The organism is Kitasatospora sp. NPDC056184 (assembly GCF_042268405.1).
In the GTDB taxonomy this organism is placed as follows: Bacteria; Actinomycetota; Actinomycetes; order Streptomycetales; family Streptomycetaceae; genus Kitasatospora.
Map to the genome: position 1 here is coordinate 1 of NZ_JBHJUI010000046.1, position 20,164 is coordinate 20,164.

Below are 20,164 nucleotides of genomic sequence, written 5' to 3' on the forward strand. Positions count from 1 at the left end.
GCGCCCTCGGCCTGCGGCCGGTGCTGCTCACCGGGGACAACCGGCTGGTCGCCGAGGCCGTCGCCGCCGAGGTCGGCATCCCCGCCGAGGACGTGATCGCCGAGGTGCTGCCGCAGGACAAGGTCGCGGTGGTCCAGCGGCTGCAGGGCGAGGGCAGGGTCGTCGCGATGGTCGGCGACGGCGTCAACGACGCCGCCGCGCTCGCCCAGGCCGACCTCGGCCTGGCCATGGGCACCGGCACCGACGCCGCCATCGAGGCCGCCGACCTCACCCTCGTCCGCGGCGACCTGCGCTCGGCCGCCGATGCCATCCGGCTCTCCCGCAGGACCCTCGGCACCATCAAGGGCAACCTGTTCTGGGCCTTCGGCTACAACGTCGCCGCCCTGCCGCTGGCCGCCGCGGGACTGCTCAACCCGATGATCGCCGGTGCGGCGATGGCCTTCTCCTCGGTCTTCGTGGTCGGCAACAGCCTGCGGCTGCGCACCTTCCGCTGATTCCCACGGGCCGACCGCCCGTTGGCCGCGGGAGCCCCCGGAACCACCCCCGGTTCCGGGGGCTCCGGCACGTCCGGCACCCGTCCGACGCCCGTCCGGTGCCGCCCCGGTGCGTCCCGCACTGGCCCGATGAGGGGACACCGCCGAGGCGTTCCCGCAGGTCGGCGGCCCCGTCGCATAGCCTGTCGCCCTGCCGTCGGCCGGACGGCTTCGGGGCCGTGGACAAGGGGTGCAGGGTGGCTTCCTCGGGTGCGGACGGCGCGGGCGGCTCGTACCGCCCGGGCCGCGGGACGCCGGTCCCCGGCTCGGTCGGCGGCGGCGCCCCGCACGAACAGCGGTTCCGCGCCTGGCTGCTGGAAGGCCTCTCCGACATGGCCAAGCAGCACCCCGGCCCGCACGCCCAGGCCCCCGCCGAACAGAGCCGCCCCTGGTGGCGGGTGATGTGCCTGACCGGCCTCGACTACTTCTCCACCCTCGGCTACCAGCCCGGCATCGCCGCCCTCGCGGCCGGCCTGCTCTCCCCGGTGGCCACCGTCGTGCTCGTCGTCGTCACCCTCTGCGGCGCCCTGCCCGTCTACCGGCGGGTGGCCGTGGAGAGCCCGCACGGCCAGGGGTCGATCGCGATGCTGGAACGGCTGCTCTCGTTCTGGAAGGGCAAGCTCTTCGTCCTCGCCCTGCTCGGCTTCGCCGCCACCGACTTCATGATCACCATCACCCTGTCCGCGGCCGACGCCACCGCCCACCTGGTCGAGAACCCCCACCTGAACAGCGCCCTGGCCGGCCGTCAGGTGCTCATCACGCTGGTGCTGGTCGCCCTGCTCGGCGGCGTCTTCCTCAAGGGCTTCAGCGAGGCGATCGGACTGGCGGTCGTCCTGGTCGCGATCTACCTCTCGCTGAACGTGGTGGTCGTCGCCACCGGCTTCTACCACGTCCTCAAGTCCCCGCACGTGGTCGGCGACTGGGCGGACGCGCTCACCGCCGAGCACGGCAACGTCTTCGCGATGGTCGGCGTCGCCCTGGTGACCTTCCCCAAACTGGCGCTCGGCCTCTCCGGCTTCGAGACCGGCGTCGCCGTCATGCCGCTCATCGAGGGCGACCCGGACGACACCGAGGAGCGTCCCACCGGCCGGATCCGCGGCGCCCGCAAACTGCTCACCACGGCCGCCCTGATCATGAGCGTCTTCCTGATCACCACCAGCTTCATCACCACCCTGCTGATCCCCGAGGAGGCCTTCGAGAAGGGCGGCCAGGCCAACGGCCGGGCGCTCGCCTACCTGGCCCACGAGTACCTCGGCAACACCTTCGGCAGCATCTACGACCTCTCCACCATCGCCATCCTCTGGTTCGCCGGAGCCTCCGCGATGGCCGGCCTGCTCAACCTGCTGCCGCGCTACCTGCCCCGCTACGGCATGGCCCCGCACTGGGCGAAGGCGGTGCGGCCGATGGTCATCGTGCTCACCCTGATCGCCTTCCTGGTCACCTGGATCTTCGACGCCAGTGTGGACGCCCAGGGCGGCGCCTACGCCACCGGCGTCCTGGTGCTGATCAGCTCCGCCGCCATCGCCGTCACCATCGCGGCCCGCGCCGCCCGCCAGCGCGGCTGGACCATCGGCTTCGCGGTCATCGCGGCCGTCTTCCTCTACACCACGGCCCTGAACATCGCCGAGCGCCCGGACGGCGTGAAGATCGGCGCCTGCTTCATCGCGGCCATCATGCTGGTCTCCTTCCTCTCCCGCCTCAAACGCGCCTTCGAACTGCGGGTCACCGACGTCGTGTTCGACCAGGCCGCCGAGCGCTTCGTACGGGACTACACCCACCGGCCGCTGCGGCTGATCGCCAATGTGCCGAACAGCCGCGACCTCGCCGAGTACCAGGAGAAGAAGCACCAGATCCGGGCCCACAACGACATCCCCGCCGAGGACGACCTGGTCTTCGTCGAGGTGACGGTCCGCGACCCGTCCGAGTTCGAGGCGGTGCTGACGGTGCACGGCGAGGTCCTGCACGACCGCTACCGGGTGCTCAGCCTGGACAGCTCCAGCGTGCCGAACGCCCTCGCCGCCCTGCTCCTCACCGTCCGCGACCGCACCGGCCAGCAGCCGCACATCTACTTCGAGTGGACCGAGGGCAACCCGTTCGCCCAGTTCCTGCGCTTCTTCCTGTTCGGCCAGGGCGAGGTCGCGCCCGTCACCCGCGAGGTCCTCCGCGAGGCCGAACCGGACCCGGCCCACCGGCCGCGCGTACACGTCGGTTGAGGGGTTGTGCCGACGGCTCGTCAGCTGCCTACCATGGCGGACCCGTCGGCCCCGGCCCGCAGAGGAGCAACACCCGTGCGCCATCGCAGGTTCGGCTCGATCGTCCTGACCGGTGCCCTCGCGCTCGCCGCCCTCGGCAGCGCCCCGGCCGTCGCGTCCGCCTCCGGGCCCGCGCCCTCGGGCGGCGCCGCGGCGGCCCGGCACCGGGTCGAGGTGTTCGGCGAGGACGGCTCGATCGGGCGGGCCACCGCGCCCGCGGCCTCCCCGTACCTGGCCGCCGGCCGGCCCGCGCTCGCACCCGCCGCCGGGGACGGCGAGGTCACCGCGGTCCTGCGCAGCGGCGAGCCGGCGGGCAAGGTCGACGTCGTCGTCATCGGCGACGGCTACACCGCCGGCGAGCAGGAGAGGTTCCGCGCCGACGCCGCCGCCAAGTGGCAGGAGCTGAGCGCCGTCGAGCCCTACGCCAGCTACCGGGGCCTGTTCAACGTCTGGGCGGTCGCCACCGTCTCCGCCGAGTCCGGGATCACCGGCGACCCGGACCGCGCCACCGTCCGCGACACCGCCCTCGGCTCCTACTTCTGGTGCGAGGACATCGAGCGCCTGCTCTGCGTCGACACCGAGGCCGTCGAGACCTACGCCGCCAAGGCCCCGCAGGCCGACCTCGTCCTCGTCGTCGCCAACACCGCCAAGTACGGCGGCGCCGGCTACAACGTCGCCTCCGCACTCGGCTACGACGGCATCGCCACCGTGGCGGGCGGCAACGCGAGGGCCGGCCAGATCGCCGTGCACGAGACCGGACACTCGCTCGGCAAGCTCGCCGACGAGTACTTCTACGAGGGCGACGACGTCTACCCGGCCGAGCTGGGCGAGCCGGAGGAGCCCAACATCAGCCTGTCCACCGCCGACCGGCTGGCCCGCGACCGGGCCAAGTGGTTCCGGTGGATCGGCCGCCCCTCGCCCGACGGGGGAGTGGTCGGCGGCTATGAGGGCGGCGGCTACTACCCCAAGGGGCTGTACCGGCCCACCGAGAACTCGATCATGCGCTCGCTGGGGCGGGAGTTCAACCTGCCCGGGCGGGAGGCGATGATCGCCGGGTTCTACCGGCACGCCGTCCCGCTCACCAGCCCCACCCCGGCCGGCACCCCGCTCACCCGCGCCGACCGCCTCACCGTCGACCTCCCGGTGTCCGGCACCGTCCTCACCTGGTCGGTCGACGGGCGCGAACTCCGGCAGCTGCGCGGCCGCACCGAGATCAACCTGGCCACCGTCCCCCTCCCCGGCCCCCGCGGCCGCGTCCACACCCTCACCGCCACCGCCACCGACCCCACCTCCGCCGTCCTCGACCCGGCCCTCCGCCCCCGCCTCACCACCACCCTCGCCTGGCCCGCCACCCGCTGACCCGTCCCGCCGCCCCCGCCATCGCCGCCCGCCCCGGCCATCGGTCCCGCCTCCGCGGCCCGCGCCGCTGCCTGCGGGGGCGCGGGAAGTCGGCGGGTCCGACTTCTGGCGCCGGGGGTGCGGCCTCGTCGTCGGCCGTGCTCGGCCGAGGGCTGATGGCCACCGGGGCGGCGTTCTGTGCGTCGGTCAGGAGGCGACGAGGACCGCCTCGTCGTAGGTGGCGACGGGGGTGAAGCCGAGGCGGCGGTAGAGGGCGAGGGCGGTGGGGTGGTCGGCGCGGACGTTCAGGCCGATGCAGTCGGCGCCGCGGGCCGCCAGGAGGTGGCAGAGGTGGGCCGTGCAGGCGGCGGCGAGGCCTCGGCCGCGGGCCGCCGGGTGGGTGGTGACGTTGCCGATCACCGCCACTCGGCGTGCGGGGGAGGACACGTGGACCCCGGCGGTCGCGATCAGCCGGCCCGCGTCGTCCCGGACGCCGACGTACGGGCCGGTGGTCAGCATCCGCTCGTCGAACCAGTTGCCCGGGTACCCGGCGGCGAACAGGGCGAGCAGGTCCGGCAGGTCCGCCGCGCCGAGTGGGGTGACCGGCGCGACGCCGCCTCCGAGGTGGGGCGCGAGGGCGGCGCGGTCGGTGAGCGCCATCCGCAGCATCGCCGTCCGGTGCTCGGCGCGGTAGTCCGGCGCGAGGGCGTCCACGCCGCCGTCGGTGAGGTGGGCGAGCAGGCGCCGGGGCAGTACCGGCCGCAGCGCCCTCAGCAGCCCGGCCAGCTCATCGGCGCGTTCGGGCCTGGCCAGTCCGAGCAGCGTGGGCACCTCCCCGACCGCGTACAGCAGCGCCACCGGGCCGTCCGCCGAGGCGGTGTACCAGGCGGTGTGCGACCAGAACGGCTCGTCCAGATCGCCGAGTTCGAAGAGGTGCAGCTCGGGGTCGCGGCCGAACCGCTCGGCGAGCACCGCCCGGTCGTGCAGGCTGGTCAGCGCGGCGGCAGGGGCGGCAGGGGAGGAAGCGGAGGACATCCGCCGAGCCTACGCCCGCCCGCCGGGCCGAGGAGCGCGCGCAGCCGGCCGGGCGGCAGGCCGGCGGTCCGGTGCACCACCCGGGTCAGGTGCGCCTGGTCGCTGAACCCCAACTCCTGCGCCAGCGCGGCCAGCCGCGTCTCGCCCTCGGTCAGCCGCTCCAGCGCGAGGGCGACCCGCAGCCGGTTGCGGTAGCGGGCGATCCCCTCGCCGGTCGCCGCCCGGAAGATCCGGCTCAGGTGGTGCGGCGAGCAGCCGACCGCCCGCCCGAGCTGGTCAAGCCCGAGCCCGAGGTCGGCCGCCAGGGCCGCCCGCGCGGCGTCCACCAGGCGTCGGCGCTCGGCGTCCCGGACCGGCCGGCCGCTCTCGACCCTGGCCGCCGGGGCCAGCGCCGACAGCACCTCGCCCGCCAACGCCAGGGTGCGTTCGGCCAGTTCGAAGGAGTCCGCCCCGTCGCGCGCCCGGGCGGTCAGCAGCCGGTGGGCCACCGCCATCCGGGCCGTGGTGAACACCAGCCCGTGCGGCACCTCCGGATCGCCGCCCAGCAGGTCGGCCACCTGCGGCTCGGAGAGCACCAGCTCGGTGTAGCGGTCGCCGCCGCAGGGGTGCGCGAACTGCTGCTCGCAGCCCATCCGTTCGACGTACACGCAGGCCGGGTCCAGCACCTGCTCGACCCCGTCGGCCCGCCCCCGGAACATCCCGCGCCGCACCAGCGCCAACCCGAACACCGGCGCGGGCCGCAGCTCCGTCCACCCGTGAGGCGGGTCCTGGCAGGAGACGTCGGCGACGTACAGGTCGTCCCCGTTCAACAGGCACGCGCGCTCCACCGGCATGTCCGCACCCTACCCGCTGCCGCAGATCACCTCCCCTGTCAACCGGTGTGCAGGACCCGGACGTTGCCGAGGTCCGCCGGATCGCGGTCGACGACCTGGACCGGCGGCCGGACCCACTGCCGGACGCCGGTGCCCGGCGTGCGGGAGAACCGGACCCGCCCCCGGGTGCCGTCCACCGCGACGCGCTCCCAGTCCGCGCCCGGGGAGCGCAGCAGCTCGGCGAGGACGGCGACCGTGTCGTAGCCCTCGAAGGCCACGAAGGACGGCGCCTCGGCCAGCCGCTCGCGCAGGGCCGCCCCGACGCGCGCGCCGAGCGGCCCGAGGCGCTCGGGCAGGTAGCGCAGGAACGGGATCGCGGCGCCGTCGCCGCCCAGCAGCGTCCGCCAGTCGGCGAACTCCGGCTGCCCGGCCGGGGCGCCGATCAGCAGTCCGGGGAGGCGGCGGTCGCGGCGGACGGCCCGGACGATCGGCACGGCCGGATCCGGGGTGCCGGCCAGCAGGAGCAGGGCCGTCGCCCCGCTGTCGGCGAGCGCGTCGCACAGGGCGGCGGGATCGAGGGCGCGCGCGTCGAGCTCGACGACGGTGCCGCCGCGCGGAACGAGGTGGTCGCGCAGGATCCGCGTCCCGGACGCCCAGTAGACGCTGGGCTCGGCGGCCACGGCGATCCGGCGGTGGCCCGCGCCGAGCAGGAAGTCCGCGTAGATCCGCCAGCCGTGGGACTGCGCCGGGGCGAGGCGCGCGACCAGGTCGCTCGGCCGGTCGGTGAGGGCGTCCAGGACCGCCGACGAGCAGAGGTACGGCAGCCCGAGGGCCTCGGCCCTGGCGGCGACGGTACGGGCGACGACACTGTGGTACTCCCCGGCGAGGGCGGCCACGCCCAGGCCGGCCAGGTCGTCGACGGCGGCCGCGGCCCGCTGGGGGTCGGCCGCGGTGTCCCGCACCACCAGGGCGATCGGCCGGCCGCCGATCCCGCCGGCCTCGTTCACCTCCTCCACAGCCAGTTCGAGTCCGGCGAGCAGGTGCCGGCCCGCCTCGACCCAGCCGGGCCGGGTGAGCGGGACGAGGGCGCCGATCCGGACGGGCGCTCCTGAGGACGGCTCGGCTCCGGTCTGCTCGGCTCCGGCCTGTTCGGCTCCGGCCTGTTCCGCTTCGGGTCGTGAGGGTGGCGTGCTCATCGTCGGCGTCTCCCGTGTGGCGAGTCGGTGGCACCGGGCCCGGACCGCAGGGTGCCGGGGCCCGTGATCATGCCGGACATCACAACCGTGACCGACGCCGGGAGGCAAGCCGCCGTCGGCGTCGGCGCGGGGCGGCTTGCCCGGGCGGGAGCGGATCGCGCAAGAAACGACAAGCCGCGGGGGCGGGTGCGGCGGGAGGGTGGAGGTGGCCGGCGCCCCGTACGGGGGTCGGGGCGCCGGCCCGGTCCGTCGGCCCCCGTGCTGCCCGCGCCCCGCCCGAGGAGTCCCGATGAACGATCCGACCGTGCCTGCCGTCCCGTCCGCCGCGTCCGTCGACCCCGCCGCGCCCGGTCGGCGCCGGGTGCTGCGCGGGGCGCTCGCCCTGGCCGGCGCGGTGGCGCTCCGGCCGCCGACCGCCGCGACGCCGGCCCTCGCCGCGACGCCCACCGGCTCCGCCGTCGCCGTCCGGCGGTTCGGCCGCTACGAGGTGCTGGCGCTGCTCGACGCGCACGGCCCGTTCCCGGGAACCCGGCAGGCCGCCTTCCCCGACGCGACGGCCGCCGACTGGGAGCGCGCCCGGCGCCTCGACCCGGCGGCGTTCGGCACGGGCGACACCTGGGAGCTGGACTTCCGCTGCTACGCCGTCCGCCGCCCCGGCGGCCGGGTCACCCTGCTGGACACCGGCATCGGCCCGGTCGGCAGCCCGGCCTCCGGCTGGGCCCCGGTCCCCGGCAGGCTGCCCGCGGTGCTCGCGCGGGCCGGGATCGCCCCGGCGGACGTCGAGGCGGTGGTCCTGACCCACCTCCACGAGGACCACTACGGCTGGTCGGTCACCCCGGAGGGTGCGCCGGTGTTCCCGAACGCCCGCTACCTGGTTCAGCACGCCGAGGTCGCGGCGCTGGGTCCGACCCGCACGGCGCGCACCTACGTCGTCGAACCGCTGCTCCGCGCCGGCCGGTTGACCGAGGTCGACGGCCGGACGGTGCTCGCGGGCCGGGCCCGCCCCGGCGGCGCGGTCACCCTGCTGCCGACCCCGGGGCACACGCCGGGCCACCAGTCGGTGCTGGTCGAGGGCGGCGGCGACCGCCTGCTGGTCACCGGGGACGTGCTGGTGCACGCCGTCCAACTGGTCTCGCCCGCCGTGCGCTACGCCTTCGAGGCCGATCCCGCGACGGCCCGCCGCAGCCGCGAGCAGCTCCTCGACGACGCCCGCCGCACGGGGGCGGTGCTCGCCACCGCCCACCTCAACCGGCCCTTCGTGCGGCCGTGGGCCGTGGACGCGGCCACCGGCTGACGCCGCCGGTGGGGCAGTCCGCCGTCCGCGCCGCCGCCGTCCGTGCCGAGACCCGGTCCGCGTCCCTTCGGCGAGCGCCCGCGCGGCGCCGAGGGGGGTCGTGCCGGGGGCGTGACGGTGCTGCTCGGCGACGACGCCGAGCTCACGCGCGATGCGGCGAAGCCCCGGACCTCCGCCGCGACCCGAACGACGGCGTGATCCGGGGCGGGCGACGGGCGGTGATCGCGCTTTCCGAGCGGGTGTTCAGCGACCCGGTGGTCCGCGCGCCGACGCCTGACGAGGTCCGGCTCGTCGCCCGGCAGGTCGGTGGGACACCCCCGGTCCTGATCGCCTTCGAGGCCGGCGCGGGCGGCCCGGGCCCCGCCACCGGCCCGGTCGCGGCCGGACGGCTCGACCTCGTCGAGGGAACCGTCCTCCGGTACCGGCGCGAGAACCCGGCCGTGGGGGGCGGTCGACCGGCCCCGGTGGCGCCCTGGCGGCCCGGGCGGGGGTGTGGTCCCATCGGCTCCATGGGGCGGGCCGGGGGGCGCCGCCGGAGCCGAGAGGGGTCGGGTGGGCATGGGTGAGCAACCGCTTCAGCAGCCGTTCCGCACCACGGAGAGCGGGGACGCCCCGGTGGTCCTCGCCCCGGACGGCGCGGTTGTCCGGCCGCTGCTGGCCCTGGACGGCCTGGGCAGCCAGGCGGTCTTCGAACTCGCGCCCGGTGCGGTGACCCGGGCGGTCTCGCACAGCACCGTCCAGGAGCTCTGGCACGTCACGGGCGGCAGCGGGCGGATCTGGCGGCGGCAGTCCGGCCGGGAGAGCGTGGACGCACTGCGGGTGGGGACGTCGGTCTCGGTGCCGCTGGGGACGGCCTTCCAGTTCCGCGCCGACGAGGACAGCCCCGGCCCGCTGCGGATCGTCGCCGTCACCATGCCGCCCTGGCCGGACGGCTCCACCACGGAGGCCCGCCCCGAGCGCGGCCCCTGGCAGCCCACGGTGGGCTGACGGGCGGCCGCTCCCGGGGCGGGGCGGGGTCGGACGGGGCGGGGCGTCAGAGCGGCAGGTCCAGCTCCTGGCCGGGGTGGATGAGGTCCGGGTCCTCGCCGATCAGGGCCCGGTTCCGCTCGAACAGGGCGGGCCAGCCGCCGGGGATCCGGAACCGCTCGGCGATGCTGTCCAGGGTCTCGCCGGGGCGGACGGTCCAGGTGCCGGATCCGTCGGCGGGGGGAGGCGCGGCGGGCGTCGCGTCGGTGGTCTCCTCCTCGTCGGCGGGCGGCTCCACGTGGATCGGCCGGGTGCTCGCCTTCGGCCGCTCGCTGGTGCGGTCGGCGCGGGCGCCGCAGACCGGCCACGGCTTGAGCCCGCGCCGTTCGGCGAGCCGGTCGGCGACGGCGATCTGCTCCTCGCGGCTGGCGAGGTCGGCGCGCGGGGCGTAGGCGAGGCCGCCGTTCTCCCGCCAGGTCGGCTGGTCGAACTGGAGGCCGCCGAAGTAGCCGTTTCCGGTGTTGATCCTCCAGTTTCCGCCGCTCTCGCAGGCGGCCACCCGGTCCCAGTCGATCACGGCCCCCCGTTCGGTGCCCGCCCCACCTCCCCGACCCGGTGGCGCGGCGTGTGCCGCAGGGGCGGCGAGGACGGCGGCAGCCAGGGTGCAGACGGCGGTGGGGAGCAGGCGGCGCAGGTGCGCGGTGGGGGGCATGGGCGGCTCTCAGGTCCGGGGACAGGGAGTGTGCCGCTGGGGGAGCGGCGCGTTCCCACCGACGCACGCCGGGGGCGCCGTTCCGACGCCGACACGTCGGTCGGGTCACCCGACCGGCCCTGCGCCGCCACCCGAGCGGCCCCCGCCCCGCCCCCGCCGTCCGGCGGCGTTCCGCGCAGACGGCGGCCCCCCGGCGCGAACGCCGGGGGGCCGGGGGTGGAGCGTATTCGAAAAGGCGGTGAAGCCGCAGGTCAGCGGGCCTGCTGGCGGGCGGCCGCGGCGGCGGCCTGCTGGCGCTGCTTCTCCTCCTTCTCGTGCTTCTCCTTGACCCGGACGGTCTCCTTGCGGACCTCTGCCTGGATCGTGCGCTCGCGCTGGAGCCACTCCGGGTTCTCCTCCCGCAGCTCCTCGATCTGCGCGGTGGTGAGCGCCTCGGTGATGCCGCCGCGCGCCAGGCCGGACGCCGAGACGCCGAGGCGCGAGGCCACCACGGAGCGCGGGTGCGGGCCGTTGCGGCGCAGGTCCTGCAGCCACTGCGGCGGCTCGGTCTGCAGGGCGGTGAGCTCCTCGCGGGAGATCACGCCCGACTGGAAGTCGGCGGGGGTGGCGCCGAGGTAGACCCCGAGCTTCTTCGCCGCCGTGGCCGGCTTCATGGTCTGCGTGGTCTTCTGCTTGAGCGATGTCATGGTCACCAGGGTAAGCGAGCGGCCGACGCCCGCCGTCACGGTCGGTAGCCTTGGTCGGGTGACAGAGATGCAGGTGACACCCTCGTTCCGGCTGGCGTACGTCCCGGGCGTGACCCCCGGCAAGTGGGCGCGGGTCTGGTCGGAGCGGCTGCCGGACGTTCCGCTGGCCCTGGTCGCGGTGGAGGCCGCCGACGGCGAGCCGACGCTGCGGGCGGGCGACGCGGACGCGGGGCTGGTGCGGCTGCCGGTCGACCGGACCGGTCTGAGCGCCATCCCGCTGTACACCGAGACGACGGTGGTGGTGTTCCCCAAGGACCACTGGCTGGCGGCGGCCGAGGAGGTCACCGTCGAGGACCTCGCCGAGGACGTGGTCTTCCACCCGCTCGACGACACGCTCGGGTGGGAGCGGCTGCCCGGCCGGCCCGCCATCGAACGCCCGGCGACCACGGCGGACGCGATCGAGCTGGTCGCGGCCGGCGTCGGCGTGCTCCTCGTCCCGCAGTCGCTGGCGCGCCTGCACCACCGGCGCGACCTCACCTACCGGACGATGGCGGACACACCGCAGTCCCAAGTCGCGCTGTCCTGGCTGGAGGACCGGACCACCGACCTGGTGGAGGAGTTCATCGGCATCGTGCGCGGCCGCACGGTCAACAGCTCCCGCGGCCGCGGCCAGACCGCCGCCGCGGCGCAGCCTTCGGAGAAGCAGCAGCCCGGCTCCGGGAAGGACGCGGGCAGGGGCGCCGGGAAGGGCGCGGGCAAGGGCAAGGCCGTCGGGGGCCGGCCGGCCGCGGGCCGCACCGCCACCGGCGGCGGCCGCCCCCGCGGCGGCTCCGGCTCATCCTCCGGCGGCTCGGCGGCGGCCCGCCGCGGCCGCCCGAAGCGCCGCGGCTGACCCGGGGGCGACCCGGTGCGGCCCGGGGTCAGCCGTGATGCGACCCCGGGCCGGGCCGCCGGGTTCCGGGCGGCGTCCGGGGCCCGCCGGGTCAGGGCGGGGTGCTCCCACTGCTGCCCTCCAGGACGAGCCGGGGGCGGCCGAGGATCCGGGACGGCTCCTCGCGCTCGGCGGCGCTCAGGCCGGCGAGCGGCGTCCGGTCGTGGGCGAGGAGGCCGGGGTGGACCCGGTCGATCAACCGGATTCGCTCGGCGGTGAGCGGGAGGTGGAGGACGCGGCGGTCGCGCTCGTCGGTGCGGCGGGCGGCCGGGCCGCGGTCCTCCAGCTGCCGCGGCCTCGGGGCGGGCGGGGCCGGCGCGGGGGAGCGGGCCGGTCCGTCCCCGCCGCGTTCGGGCCCGGCTCCCGGGTTCAGGCGGGTGGTGCCGGGGTGTCGTTGTGACGGGCGGCCACGGCGTTCAGCAGGGCGGCGCCCCGTTCGGCGTCGTCCACGCTCACCGCGAAGTCCGCGCCCTCGCGGGGGCGGATCACCAGGCACTCGCCCCGGCGCAGCATCACCGTGGTGCCCAGGCCGCTCAGCCGGTAGCCCCAGCCGCCCACCTGGGCCGGGGTGCGCTGCTCGGCCCGGGCCGAGGCGATCTGCTCCGGCGCCCAGTGCCGGGAGGGCCGGCCGAACGGGCCGAACGCCACGGTCAGGCCCTGCTCGGTGACTCGCGCCCGCACCGACGAGCAGAAGGCCGCCGCCGTCGCGGCGACCGCCAGCGGCGCGGCGACCGCCCAGGCCGGACCGCCCAGCCCGGCGATCCCGGCCAGCGCGGATCCCACCGCGCCCAGTCCCGTCACCGCGGCCAGCAGGCCGAGCCAGGGGTTGGCCGCCCGGGAGAGCCAGACGGCGCGCTGGCCGTCCGGGAGTTCGAGCCGCGGTCCGTCGGCGGCCGTGACGGCGCGCGGCCCGGGGGCGCCGCGCCGGGCGAGCCGCCACGCCGCCAGGCCGGCGCCGACCGCGGCCACCAGGATCAGCGCGACCTCGGCGCCCAGCGGCCGGGCCTCCTGCCAGCTCGCGCGGTCGAGGTTGGCGGACACGATCGAGAGCTGGACGCCCGTCAGGAGCACCCCCCAGAAGACGAGTCCGGCGGCCGTCCAGAGTCGCGCCTGCTCCCCGCCGCGCCGGCGGGTGACGGCGCCCACGGCGACCGCGAGCGCCCAGACGCAGGCGGGGAACAGCGCCGCGGCCGTCAGCGACGCCGAACCGTCCGGGTATTTTTCGCCCCAGTGCGTGGCCACGGGCTCCGGCAGCCGGCCCCGCGCCGTCCAGGGCAGGCCGAGCAGCAGTACGAGCACCCCGGACGCCCCGGTGGCCCACAGTGCCGCCGTCCTGCCGCGCCGTCCGTCCCGCCGTGCACCCTCGCTCATTCCAGCCCCCTGATCATCTCGACGAGCTCCTCCCGGCCGAATCCCGCGTGTGCCGCGTCCGCGACCAGCCGGCGTACCGCGTCCAGCAGTTCGGCCCGCCGGTCGGCGCCCTGCGCGACGGTGACGCCGCGCCCGCGCCGGAACTCCAGCACCCCTTCGTCGCGCAGCGCCCGCAGCGCCCGCAGCACCGTGTTCGCGTTCACCCCGAGCGCCGCCGCCAACTCCCGTGCGGGTGGCAGCCGTTCCCCGGGTGCGCACTCGCCTTCCCCGACGGCCCGCCGGATCGCGGCCGCGACCTGCTCGTGCAACGGCCGCGCGTCCCCGGCCTCCAGCTTCAGCAACATGGTGCTAGTGACAGTAGCACCATCTTGCTGTTCGGTCAGGGGATGACGCCCCTCCGGCGCCGAGAGGCGGGGCGGGCTGGTTGGATGCCGGTATGACGGACTGGTCCCGACTCACCCATGCCTACGGCCCCGCCGACGACATCCCGGACCTGTTGGACCGGCTCGTCTCGGCCCCGGACGACGACCTCTGGAGCGACCTGTGGTCGGCGCTCTGCCACCAGGGCACCGTCTACCCGGCCAGCTTCGCGGCTCTGCCCTGGCTGGCCGGACGGGCGGGGTGCGGGGATCGGGAGCAGGAGGTCAACGCCCTGCTGCTGGCCGGCGCGATCCTGGCCGGAGCCGGGCAGTCCGACGGGGCGGGCGAGGTCCGCGCGCGGTTCGCGGCGGAGACCGCCACCCTGCTGGCGGCGGTGAACCGGCAGCTCCGGACCAGCGCGGATCCCACCGACTACGTCCACCTCCTGGAGGCCATGCTGGGCTTCGAGGGTGTTGCCGGCTGGAGCGAGGAGCTGGCCCGGGGGATCGTCAACGAGGAGTACCAGATCGCCTGCCCGGGCTGCGAGGTCGATGTGTTCATCGCCCTCGGCGAACGCGGGTTCTTCTCGGCCGCCGAGGACTACGTGCTGGCGAAGGGGGACGTCGAGACCCGTCCGCTGCGCCCCGCGGCCCCCGCCGAGCTCGACGGCATCGGCCGGCGCCTCCACGATCTCGCGCTCGCCGACGGCCGGCGCGAGGTTGCCGGTGTGCTGACGTACGTCTTCGGTCATGCGGTCTGCCCCGTCTGTGAGGTCGGCTTCGCGGTCGCCGACGGGATCGCCGCCGACTGGTGACGGCGGTGGCGGCCGTGGCGGCCGTGGCGGCCCCGGCCGGCGTGCCCGGGTGATCAACTGCGCAGAGCACGGCGGGCGGAGGTGGTGAGGAGGGTGGTGGCGAGGAGGGCCAGGGTCAGGGTGGTCACGAGGACCGGGGAGGGGCCGGCGGGGTGGCCGGCGCGGCGGACGGTGCCCATGAAGTCGAGGGCGGCGACCTGGTTCACCGCCAGGTACCAGAGCGGGAGGTAGAGGGCCTGGAAGAGGCGGTGGGTGCGGGAGAGGGTGCCGAGGGCGAGGGCCAGCGAGGGGACGAACAGGGCGCCGGCCGACCAGGCGGCCACGCCGGCGGTGTCCCCGGCCGCCGCGAGGCGGACCAGGACGCCCGCGCCGACCGCGGCGGTGAGCAGGACCCCGGCGCCCCATTCCGCGAGCAGCCGGGTGCGGGCGGCCGGGTAGGCGCCGAGCAGGGACTCCAGGCCGTACTCGGCCGAGCGGCTGCCGAGGCGGGACCAGAGCAGGACCGGCCAGATCCAGGCGGCGGGCAGCACCGCGCCCGCGCCGGTGTCCGACGGGACGGCGAGCCCGGCCGCGACCAGGCCGCCGGCGGCGAGCCACCACCAGCGCGGGGCGTCGGTGAACAGCATCCGGGCCTCCCCGAGCAGCAGCCGGCCGAAGCCGGACCCGAAGCCGGACCCGAAGCCCGTCCTGGTCCCGGCCGGGGCCGCGGTGGGCAGGGTGAGCGGGAGGACCGGGGGAGCGGCGGGTGCCGGAACCGGCCCGCCGCCGCCCGCGAGCGGCCGCCGCTCGGCCGAGGTGCCGCGCGCCGGGTCGAAGCGGGTGAACCAGAGCGCGGGCAGGGCGGCGACTGCCACCGCGAGCAGCACCAGCAGCAGGCGCTGGGCGAGGAAGCCGCCGTCCAGGCCCGCGCCGTCCCACGGGAACGGCTCCAGCGGGGTGTCCACCTTGGTCAGGCCGAGACTGAACTCGTCGCCGCCGAGGTCGACGCCGCGCGCGGCCAGCCCGTCGCTCAGCGAGGCGGCCACCGGCCCGAGGCCCAGCCCGCCGAGCGGGGCGCCGCTCCGCTCCCCGGCGATCAGCAGCAGCGGGGCGAAGGCGAACCAGGCGACGTTGCCCGGACCGCCGCGCAGCAGCGGCACCGTCTCGAACAGGACGGCCAGCGCCGCCGTCGCCACCAGCAGTGGCAGCGTCAGCACCAGGAACGGCGTCAGCAGGGCGACCGGGTCGAGGGAGCGGTCCTCGCCCCGGACCAGCTGGAGGGCGGGCGCGGTGAGCGCGAGCACACCGAGCATCGAGGCGAGGACCAGCAGGTTGCCGAGGAACTTCGCGAGCAGCAGTTCGACGGTCCGCAGCGGCGTCGCGGCGAGGAGCTGCCCGACGCCGGTCTCCTCGTCGCGCCCGAGCCCCTTGCGGACCACGTAGAACCCGCCGAGGGTGAGCCAGAGCGCACCGGCCAGGGCGGTCGCGGTGCCGACGTACGCGCTGTTGTACTCGCCCCGGTAGCGGCCCAGCGCGAGGATCGCCCAGTGCCCGTCGGCGGGCGGGACGGTGAGCAGACCGAGGCCGACGGCGGCCAGCAGCGTCACCGCGTAGGCGGGCCGGCGGACCCGGTCGCGGAAGTCGCCGAGGGCGAGCTGCCAGAGGCGGGCGGGCACCCCGGCCCGGGTCGGGGTGGGGGCGGTCGCGGTCATCGCCGCACCTCCGGGCGGTCCTGCGCGACGGCCGGCCGGACCAGGCCCAGGTACGCGTCCTCCAGGTCCGGTGCGACCGGCACCGCGTCGGCGAACGGCGAACCGTCCGCGAGCAGCCGAAGCCGCACCCGGCCGTCCCCCGTGCGCACCATCCGGCTCACCACCCAGCGCGACTGGACGGCGGGCACCGCCTCCGGGTCGACCAGGACCTCCCACACCCGGCCGGCCTGGTCGTGCAGCAGCTCCTCCGGGCTGCCCCGGCGCAGCAGCCGCCCGCCGGCGAGGACCGCGATGTCCCCGGCCACCGACTCGATGTCCGAGACGATGTGGGTGGACAGCAGCACCACCCGCTCCTCGGCCAGCGCGCTCAGCAGGTTGCGGAAGCGCACCCGCTCCTCCGGGTCGAGCCCGGCGGTCGGCTCGTCGACCACGATCACCCGCGGATCGCCCAGCAGCGCCTGGGCGATGCCGACCCGGCGCAGCATGCCGCCGGAGTACGCGCCGAGCGGCCGGCGCAGCGCCTCGGTGAGGTTCACCAGGGCGAGCAGCTCGTCGATCCGGGCCCGCGCGGAGCGGGCGGAGAGGCCCTTGGCGGCGGCCAGGTAGGCGAGGAATTCGCGGGCGGTGAGCTTCGGGTGGACACCGAAGTCCTGCGGGAGGAAGCCGAGTTCGCGCCGGAGCAGCTCGGGCTCGGCGAGCGCGTCGACACCCCGGTAGGTGAGCCGGCCGGCGGTCGGCCGGGTGACGGTGGCGACGATCCGCATCAGCGAGGACTTGCCCGCGCCGTTCGGCCCGAGCAGGCCGAGCAGTCCGGGACCGAGTCGCAGGGTGAGCCCGTCGACGGCGCGCTTGCCGCCGCGGTAGACCTTGCTGACGTCGGTCAGTTCGAGGTGCGGCGGGTCGTTGTGGCGGGTATCGGGTCGGGCGGTGTGTCGGAGGTCGGTTCGGCTCATGCGATCTGCTCTTCCGGCTGGTGCGTGGACGGGGGCGACGTCGATGAGCCTCCCCGATCGGCGGGTCGCTGCCATCTGCCGTTCGGCAGAGATCGCTCCTTGTCCTTCGACGGGGAGCGGCCCTGACGAAGGACAGGGGTTCGCCCGCGGCGAGCCTTGACAGGTGGTTCGGGTACTGGATTACTTGGCCCTGTCGAGGGCCAACCGAATGATCGGTCGGTTTTGTCGGAGGGAGGCGCGATGAGCGGCGGAACGGCGGACCCGGGCGGACCGGCGGCAGCGGCGGTACCGGAGGCACCGGAGGCGGGGCGTCTCGGCGAGGCGCCGCCGGAGGAGCTGCTGGACGCCGGCGAGCGGATGACCCGCGAGGAGCTGCGCGCGCACCAGCTGAGGCACCTGCGGGCCACGCTGCGCCACGCCTACGACAACGTCGAGCTCTACCGCCGGAAGTTCGACGCGGCCGGCGTCACCCCCGCGGACTGCCGCACCCTCGCCGACCTCGCCCGTTTCCCCTTCACCACCAAGGCCGACCTGCGCGACACCTATCCCTACGGCATGTTCGCCGTCCCGAAGGAGGAGGTCCGCCGGATCCACGCCTCCAGCGGCACCACCGGCCGTCCCACCGTGGTCGGCTACACCCGGCACGACCTCGACGTGTGGGCCGACGTGGTGGCCCGCTCGATCCGGGCGGCCGGCGGACGGCCCGGCCACACCGTGCACATCGCCTACGGCTACGGCCTGTTCACCGGCGGACTGGGCGCGCACGCGGGCGCCGAACGGGCCGGCTGCACGGTCGTCCCGGCGTCCGGCGGCATGACGGCCCGGCAGGTGCAGCTGATCCAGGACCTCCGCCCCGAGATCATCATGGTCACCCCGTCCTACCTGCTCACCCTGCTCGACGAGTTCGAGCGGCAGGGCGTCGACCCGCGCACCACCTCGCTGCGGGTGGGCATCTTCGGCGCCGAGCCGTGGACGGAGGGGATGCGCGCCGAGATCGAGCGGCGGATGGACCTGCACGCCGTCGACATCTACGGCCTCTCCGAGGTGATGGGGCCCGGCGTCGCCCAGGAGTGCGTGGAGACCAAGGACGGCCTGCACATCTGGGAGGACCACTTCTACCCGGAGGTGGTCGACCCGCTGACCGACGACGTGCTGCCGGACGGCGAGCGCGGCGAACTCGTCTTCACCTCGCTCACCAAGGAGGCGCTGCCGGTGATCCGCTACCGCACCCGCGACCTCACCCGGCTGCTGCCCGGCACCGCCCGCCCCGCCTTCCGCCGGATGGCCAGGGTGACGGGGCGCAGCGACGACATGATCATCCTGCGCGGGGTCAACGTCTTCCCGACCCAGATCGAGGAGGTCCTGCTGCGGGTGCCCGCCGTCGCGCCGCACTTCCAGCTCCGGCTGACCCGCCGGGGCCGGCTGGACCACATGACGGTGCGGGTCGAGGCGCGCCCGGACGCCGCCCCCGAGCAGCGGGACGCGGCCGCCGCGGCGATCGCGCGGGGCGTCAAGGACGGGGTCGGCGTGAGCGTGGACGTCGAGGTGGTGGACCCGTACAGCCTGGAGCGCTCGGTCGGCAAGATCCGCCGGATCGCGGACCTGCGGGAGGACTGACCCGCGGGAGGGCTGACCGCCACGGCAGCCAAGGCGGCCACGGCCGCCGCGGTCGGGGCGCCCGCCCGTCGGGTGGCGACGGACGGGCCGCGGCGCGCCGTCGGGCGTCACTTCTCGACGAGCACGACGTCCTCGATCGGCCGGGTCATCCGGACCGTGTCGCCGCTCACCTCGACCAGGTGCTGGAGGCCGCGGACCGCCGCCCGCTGCTCCGGTACGCGGAACTCCTCGCCCTCGCCCGCCAGGTAGGCCGGGAAGGAGTCCAGTGCGGGGCCGAACAGCCGGAGGTAGTCCGCGAGCCGGCGGAACAGTTTGGGCAGCAGGACCTGCTGATCGGTGATCGAGGCGAGGCCGTTCACCTTGGCGCCGTCGGTGGTGACGTCGTGCTGCCAGACGCTGCCGGGGGCCTTGGCGACGCGCGCCTGCCGGGCGACGGTCGCCAGCTCGGCCCGCAGCACCTCGGGCAGGCTGCTGTAGAAGGTCGGGTAGACCAGCCCGCGCGCGAGCAGGTGGTGGTTGGCGGTCTCCCGCAGCAGCTCCACGCCGACGGTGATCCGCTCGCCGCTGCGCGTGCCGGCCGGCGGCTTGCCGCGTCCGACCAGGGCGATCGCGCGGCCGTGGACGTCGGCGCCGGCGGCCAGCACGTACCCGGGCACGGTCTCCGGGGTCGAGGCGGTCACCTTCTCGTCGGCGTTCCGGACGACGCCGGTGAAGCCCAGCCAGGCGATCAGTTCGTCGCGGGCCGCGTGCGCGCCGAGGCCGAGCGGCTGGTGCAGGGTGCCGGGGCCGACGCCCGTGTAGTGGGTCTCCAGGGCGTCGATCGCGTCCATCCGCACGGTGCCGCCGCCGGTGCTGTTGCGCTGGACGCGGCGGCCGCCCGGCACGTCGTGCCAGAAGCCCGGGTCCTGCGGGGTGAAGTGGACGGTGTCGCCGTCGGGTTGGCTGTCGACTATTCGGTAGGTGCCCTTGATGACGAGCATGGACACGGTCGCCTCCGCTGGTGGGTCTGCCCTGGTGGGTCCGGCGCCGGTGGGCCCGGGCCCCGGCGGCCTCATTCTGGCGGCGGGAGGCGGCGCGGCGGGGGAACGGTCCGGTGAACAGCGGGGGTGCTGTGGTGGAGGGGAGCGTGAACCGGGCGGTGCGGGGCGGGTGAACGGTGGTCGCGCGCCCTCTAAGCTGAGCCCATGAGCGGGAGCGTCCAGGTATCAGGTGCACATGCGTCGCAGCACTCCGGTGCGGACGAACGACTGGACGTGGCCGCCGGGATCCTCGCCCTGCTCTCCGACCGCACCCGGCTCGCGCTGCTCCAGCGGCTGAGCGAGGGCGAGGCGGACGTGACCACGCTGACCGAGGCCGCCGGCGCGGCGCGCCCGTCGGTGAGTCAGCACCTCGGCAAGCTGCGGCTGGCCGGGCTGGTGTCGACCCGCAAGGACGGCCGGCGGGTGGTGTACGCGCTGCGGAACGGGCACCTGCGCCGACTGGTCCACGAGGCGCTGAACGTGGCCGACCACCAGATCGGCGGACTGCCCCCGCACGACTGACGGCGGCGATCCGCCGCGATCCGCCGCCCCGCCCGGTGGGAGGGGCGGCTCTTTTCTCCTCA

General features: G+C 75.9%; 20 protein-coding genes. 9 read left to right on the plus strand and 11 right to left on the minus strand.

Annotated elements, in window-relative coordinates; all coding sequences use genetic code 11:
* The 3 genes from ACFC0B_RS39975 to ACFC0B_RS39985 all read left to right on the plus strand — a co-directional run.
* Nucleotides 1–494: HAD-IC family P-type ATPase (locus ACFC0B_RS39975; protein ID WP_376098125.1), on the plus strand; the 494-nt coding region annotated here is incomplete at its 5' end.
* Between the two features lie 350 nt (nucleotides 495–844).
* Nucleotides 845–2,746, plus strand: coding sequence for an amino acid transporter (locus ACFC0B_RS39980; RefSeq protein ID WP_376098209.1), 1,902 nt, complete (start codon nucleotides 845–847; stop codon nucleotides 2,744–2,746).
* Between the two features lie 75 nt (nucleotides 2,747–2,821).
* Entirely contained in the window at nucleotides 2,822–4,144 is a 1,323-nt protein-coding gene (locus ACFC0B_RS39985) for a M64 family metallopeptidase (RefSeq protein WP_376098128.1), read from the plus strand.
* Nucleotides 4,145–4,330: 186 nt separating this feature from the next.
* Here ACFC0B_RS39985 and ACFC0B_RS39990 read toward each other — a convergent pair whose 3' ends face one another.
* The 3 genes from ACFC0B_RS39990 to ACFC0B_RS40000 are packed head-to-tail and all read right to left on the minus strand — an operon-like array spanning nucleotide 4,331 to nucleotide 7,166.
* Nucleotides 4,331–5,158: a GNAT family N-acetyltransferase gene (locus ACFC0B_RS39990; protein ID WP_376098131.1), complete on the minus strand. Its 828-nt coding sequence runs from the start codon at nucleotides 5,156–5,158 to the stop codon at nucleotides 4,331–4,333.
* A complete protein-coding gene (locus ACFC0B_RS39995; RefSeq protein WP_376098134.1) occupies nucleotides 5,116–5,991 on the minus strand; it encodes a helix-turn-helix transcriptional regulator in 876 nt (291 codons plus the stop codon). The genes ACFC0B_RS39990 and ACFC0B_RS39995 overlap by 43 nt, the downstream gene beginning before the upstream one ends.
* A gap of 38 nt (nucleotides 5,992–6,029) precedes the next feature.
* A complete protein-coding gene (locus ACFC0B_RS40000) occupies nucleotides 6,030–7,166 on the minus strand; it encodes an ABC transporter substrate-binding protein (protein WP_376098137.1) in 1,137 nt (378 codons plus the stop codon).
* A 289-nt stretch (nucleotides 7,167–7,455) separates the two neighbouring features.
* Between ACFC0B_RS40000 and ACFC0B_RS40005 the strand changes: the two genes are divergently transcribed.
* Both ACFC0B_RS40005 and ACFC0B_RS40010 read left to right on the plus strand, forming a co-directional pair.
* Nucleotides 7,456–8,460, plus strand: a complete 1,005-nt coding sequence (locus ACFC0B_RS40005; protein ID WP_376098140.1) for an MBL fold metallo-hydrolase — start codon at nucleotides 7,456–7,458, stop codon at nucleotides 8,458–8,460.
* 558 nt (nucleotides 8,461–9,018) lie between these two features.
* Nucleotides 9,019–9,447 (plus strand): cupin domain-containing protein, encoded by a 429-nt coding sequence (locus ACFC0B_RS40010; RefSeq protein WP_376098143.1) that lies wholly within the window; start codon nucleotides 9,019–9,021, stop codon nucleotides 9,445–9,447.
* A gap of 46 nt (nucleotides 9,448–9,493) precedes the next feature.
* Here ACFC0B_RS40010 and ACFC0B_RS40015 read toward each other — a convergent pair whose 3' ends face one another.
* Together ACFC0B_RS40015 and ACFC0B_RS40020 are read right to left on the minus strand one after the other, a co-directional pair.
* The gene (locus ACFC0B_RS40015; protein ID WP_376098146.1) at nucleotides 9,494–10,138 is read right to left on the minus strand and encodes a transglycosylase family protein; all 645 of its coding nucleotides are present in this window, start codon (nucleotides 10,136–10,138) and stop codon (nucleotides 9,494–9,496) included.
* 251 nt (nucleotides 10,139–10,389) lie between these two features.
* Nucleotides 10,390–10,824 carry a DUF5997 family protein gene (locus ACFC0B_RS40020; protein WP_376098149.1) on the minus strand — a complete coding sequence of 145 codons (435 nt, stop codon included), beginning with the start codon at nucleotides 10,822–10,824 and terminating at the stop codon, nucleotides 10,390–10,392.
* A 58-nt stretch (nucleotides 10,825–10,882) separates the two neighbouring features.
* On the opposite strand from ACFC0B_RS40020, the gene ACFC0B_RS40025 reads away from it, so the two are divergent.
* Nucleotides 10,883–11,716: a LysR family substrate-binding domain-containing protein gene (locus ACFC0B_RS40025; RefSeq protein ID WP_376098152.1), complete on the plus strand. Its 834-nt coding sequence runs from the start codon at nucleotides 10,883–10,885 to the stop codon at nucleotides 11,714–11,716.
* 91 nt (nucleotides 11,717–11,807) lie between these two features.
* On the opposite strand, the gene ACFC0B_RS40030 is transcribed toward ACFC0B_RS40025, so the two are convergent.
* The 3 genes from ACFC0B_RS40030 to ACFC0B_RS40040 all read right to left on the minus strand — a co-directional run bounded on the left by ACFC0B_RS40030 (nucleotide 11,808) and on the right by ACFC0B_RS40040 (nucleotide 13,470).
* Entirely contained in the window at nucleotides 11,808–11,954 is a 147-nt protein-coding gene (locus tag ACFC0B_RS40030; RefSeq protein ID WP_376098155.1) for a hypothetical protein, read from the minus strand.
* Nucleotides 11,955–12,124: 170 nt separating this feature from the next.
* A complete protein-coding gene (locus ACFC0B_RS40035; RefSeq protein WP_376098158.1) occupies nucleotides 12,125–13,126 on the minus strand; it encodes a DUF1648 domain-containing protein in 1,002 nt (333 codons plus the stop codon).
* The gene (locus ACFC0B_RS40040) at nucleotides 13,123–13,470 is read right to left on the minus strand and encodes a GntR family transcriptional regulator (protein WP_376098161.1); all 348 of its coding nucleotides are present in this window, start codon (nucleotides 13,468–13,470) and stop codon (nucleotides 13,123–13,125) included. Before ACFC0B_RS40040 ends, ACFC0B_RS40035 begins: the two co-directional genes overlap by 4 nt.
* A gap of 92 nt (nucleotides 13,471–13,562) precedes the next feature.
* Between ACFC0B_RS40040 and ACFC0B_RS40045 the strand changes: the two genes are divergently transcribed.
* Nucleotides 13,563–14,300, plus strand: coding sequence for a hypothetical protein (locus ACFC0B_RS40045; RefSeq protein WP_376098164.1), 738 nt, complete (start codon nucleotides 13,563–13,565; stop codon nucleotides 14,298–14,300).
* 53 nt (nucleotides 14,301–14,353) lie between these two features.
* Here ACFC0B_RS40045 and ACFC0B_RS40050 read toward each other — a convergent pair whose 3' ends face one another.
* A complete protein-coding gene (locus ACFC0B_RS40050; protein WP_376098167.1) occupies nucleotides 14,354–15,991 on the minus strand; it encodes a hypothetical protein in 1,638 nt (545 codons plus the stop codon).
* Nucleotides 15,988–16,944 carry an ATP-binding cassette domain-containing protein gene (locus ACFC0B_RS40055; protein WP_376098170.1) on the minus strand — a complete coding sequence of 319 codons (957 nt, stop codon included), beginning with the start codon at nucleotides 16,942–16,944 and terminating at the stop codon, nucleotides 15,988–15,990. Before ACFC0B_RS40055 ends, ACFC0B_RS40050 begins: the two co-directional genes overlap by 4 nt.
* 357 nt (nucleotides 16,945–17,301) lie before the next feature.
* Here ACFC0B_RS40055 and paaK point away from each other — a divergent pair, with 357 nt between their 5' ends.
* Complete coding sequence (paaK, locus tag ACFC0B_RS40060) at nucleotides 17,302–18,561, plus strand: phenylacetate--CoA ligase PaaK (protein ID WP_376098212.1); 1,260 nt, start codon at nucleotides 17,302–17,304, stop codon at nucleotides 18,559–18,561.
* Between the two features lie 107 nt (nucleotides 18,562–18,668).
* Here the strand turns inward: paaK and ACFC0B_RS40065 are convergent, their stop codons facing one another.
* Complete coding sequence (locus tag ACFC0B_RS40065) at nucleotides 18,669–19,541, minus strand: nuclease (RefSeq protein WP_376098215.1); 873 nt, start codon at nucleotides 19,539–19,541, stop codon at nucleotides 18,669–18,671.
* A gap of 204 nt (nucleotides 19,542–19,745) precedes the next feature.
* Between ACFC0B_RS40065 and ACFC0B_RS40070 the strand changes: the two genes are divergently transcribed.
* Nucleotides 19,746–20,102, plus strand: coding sequence for an ArsR/SmtB family transcription factor (locus tag ACFC0B_RS40070; protein WP_376098173.1), 357 nt, complete (start codon nucleotides 19,746–19,748; stop codon nucleotides 20,100–20,102).
* Nucleotides 20,103–20,164 lie beyond the last annotated feature (62 nt).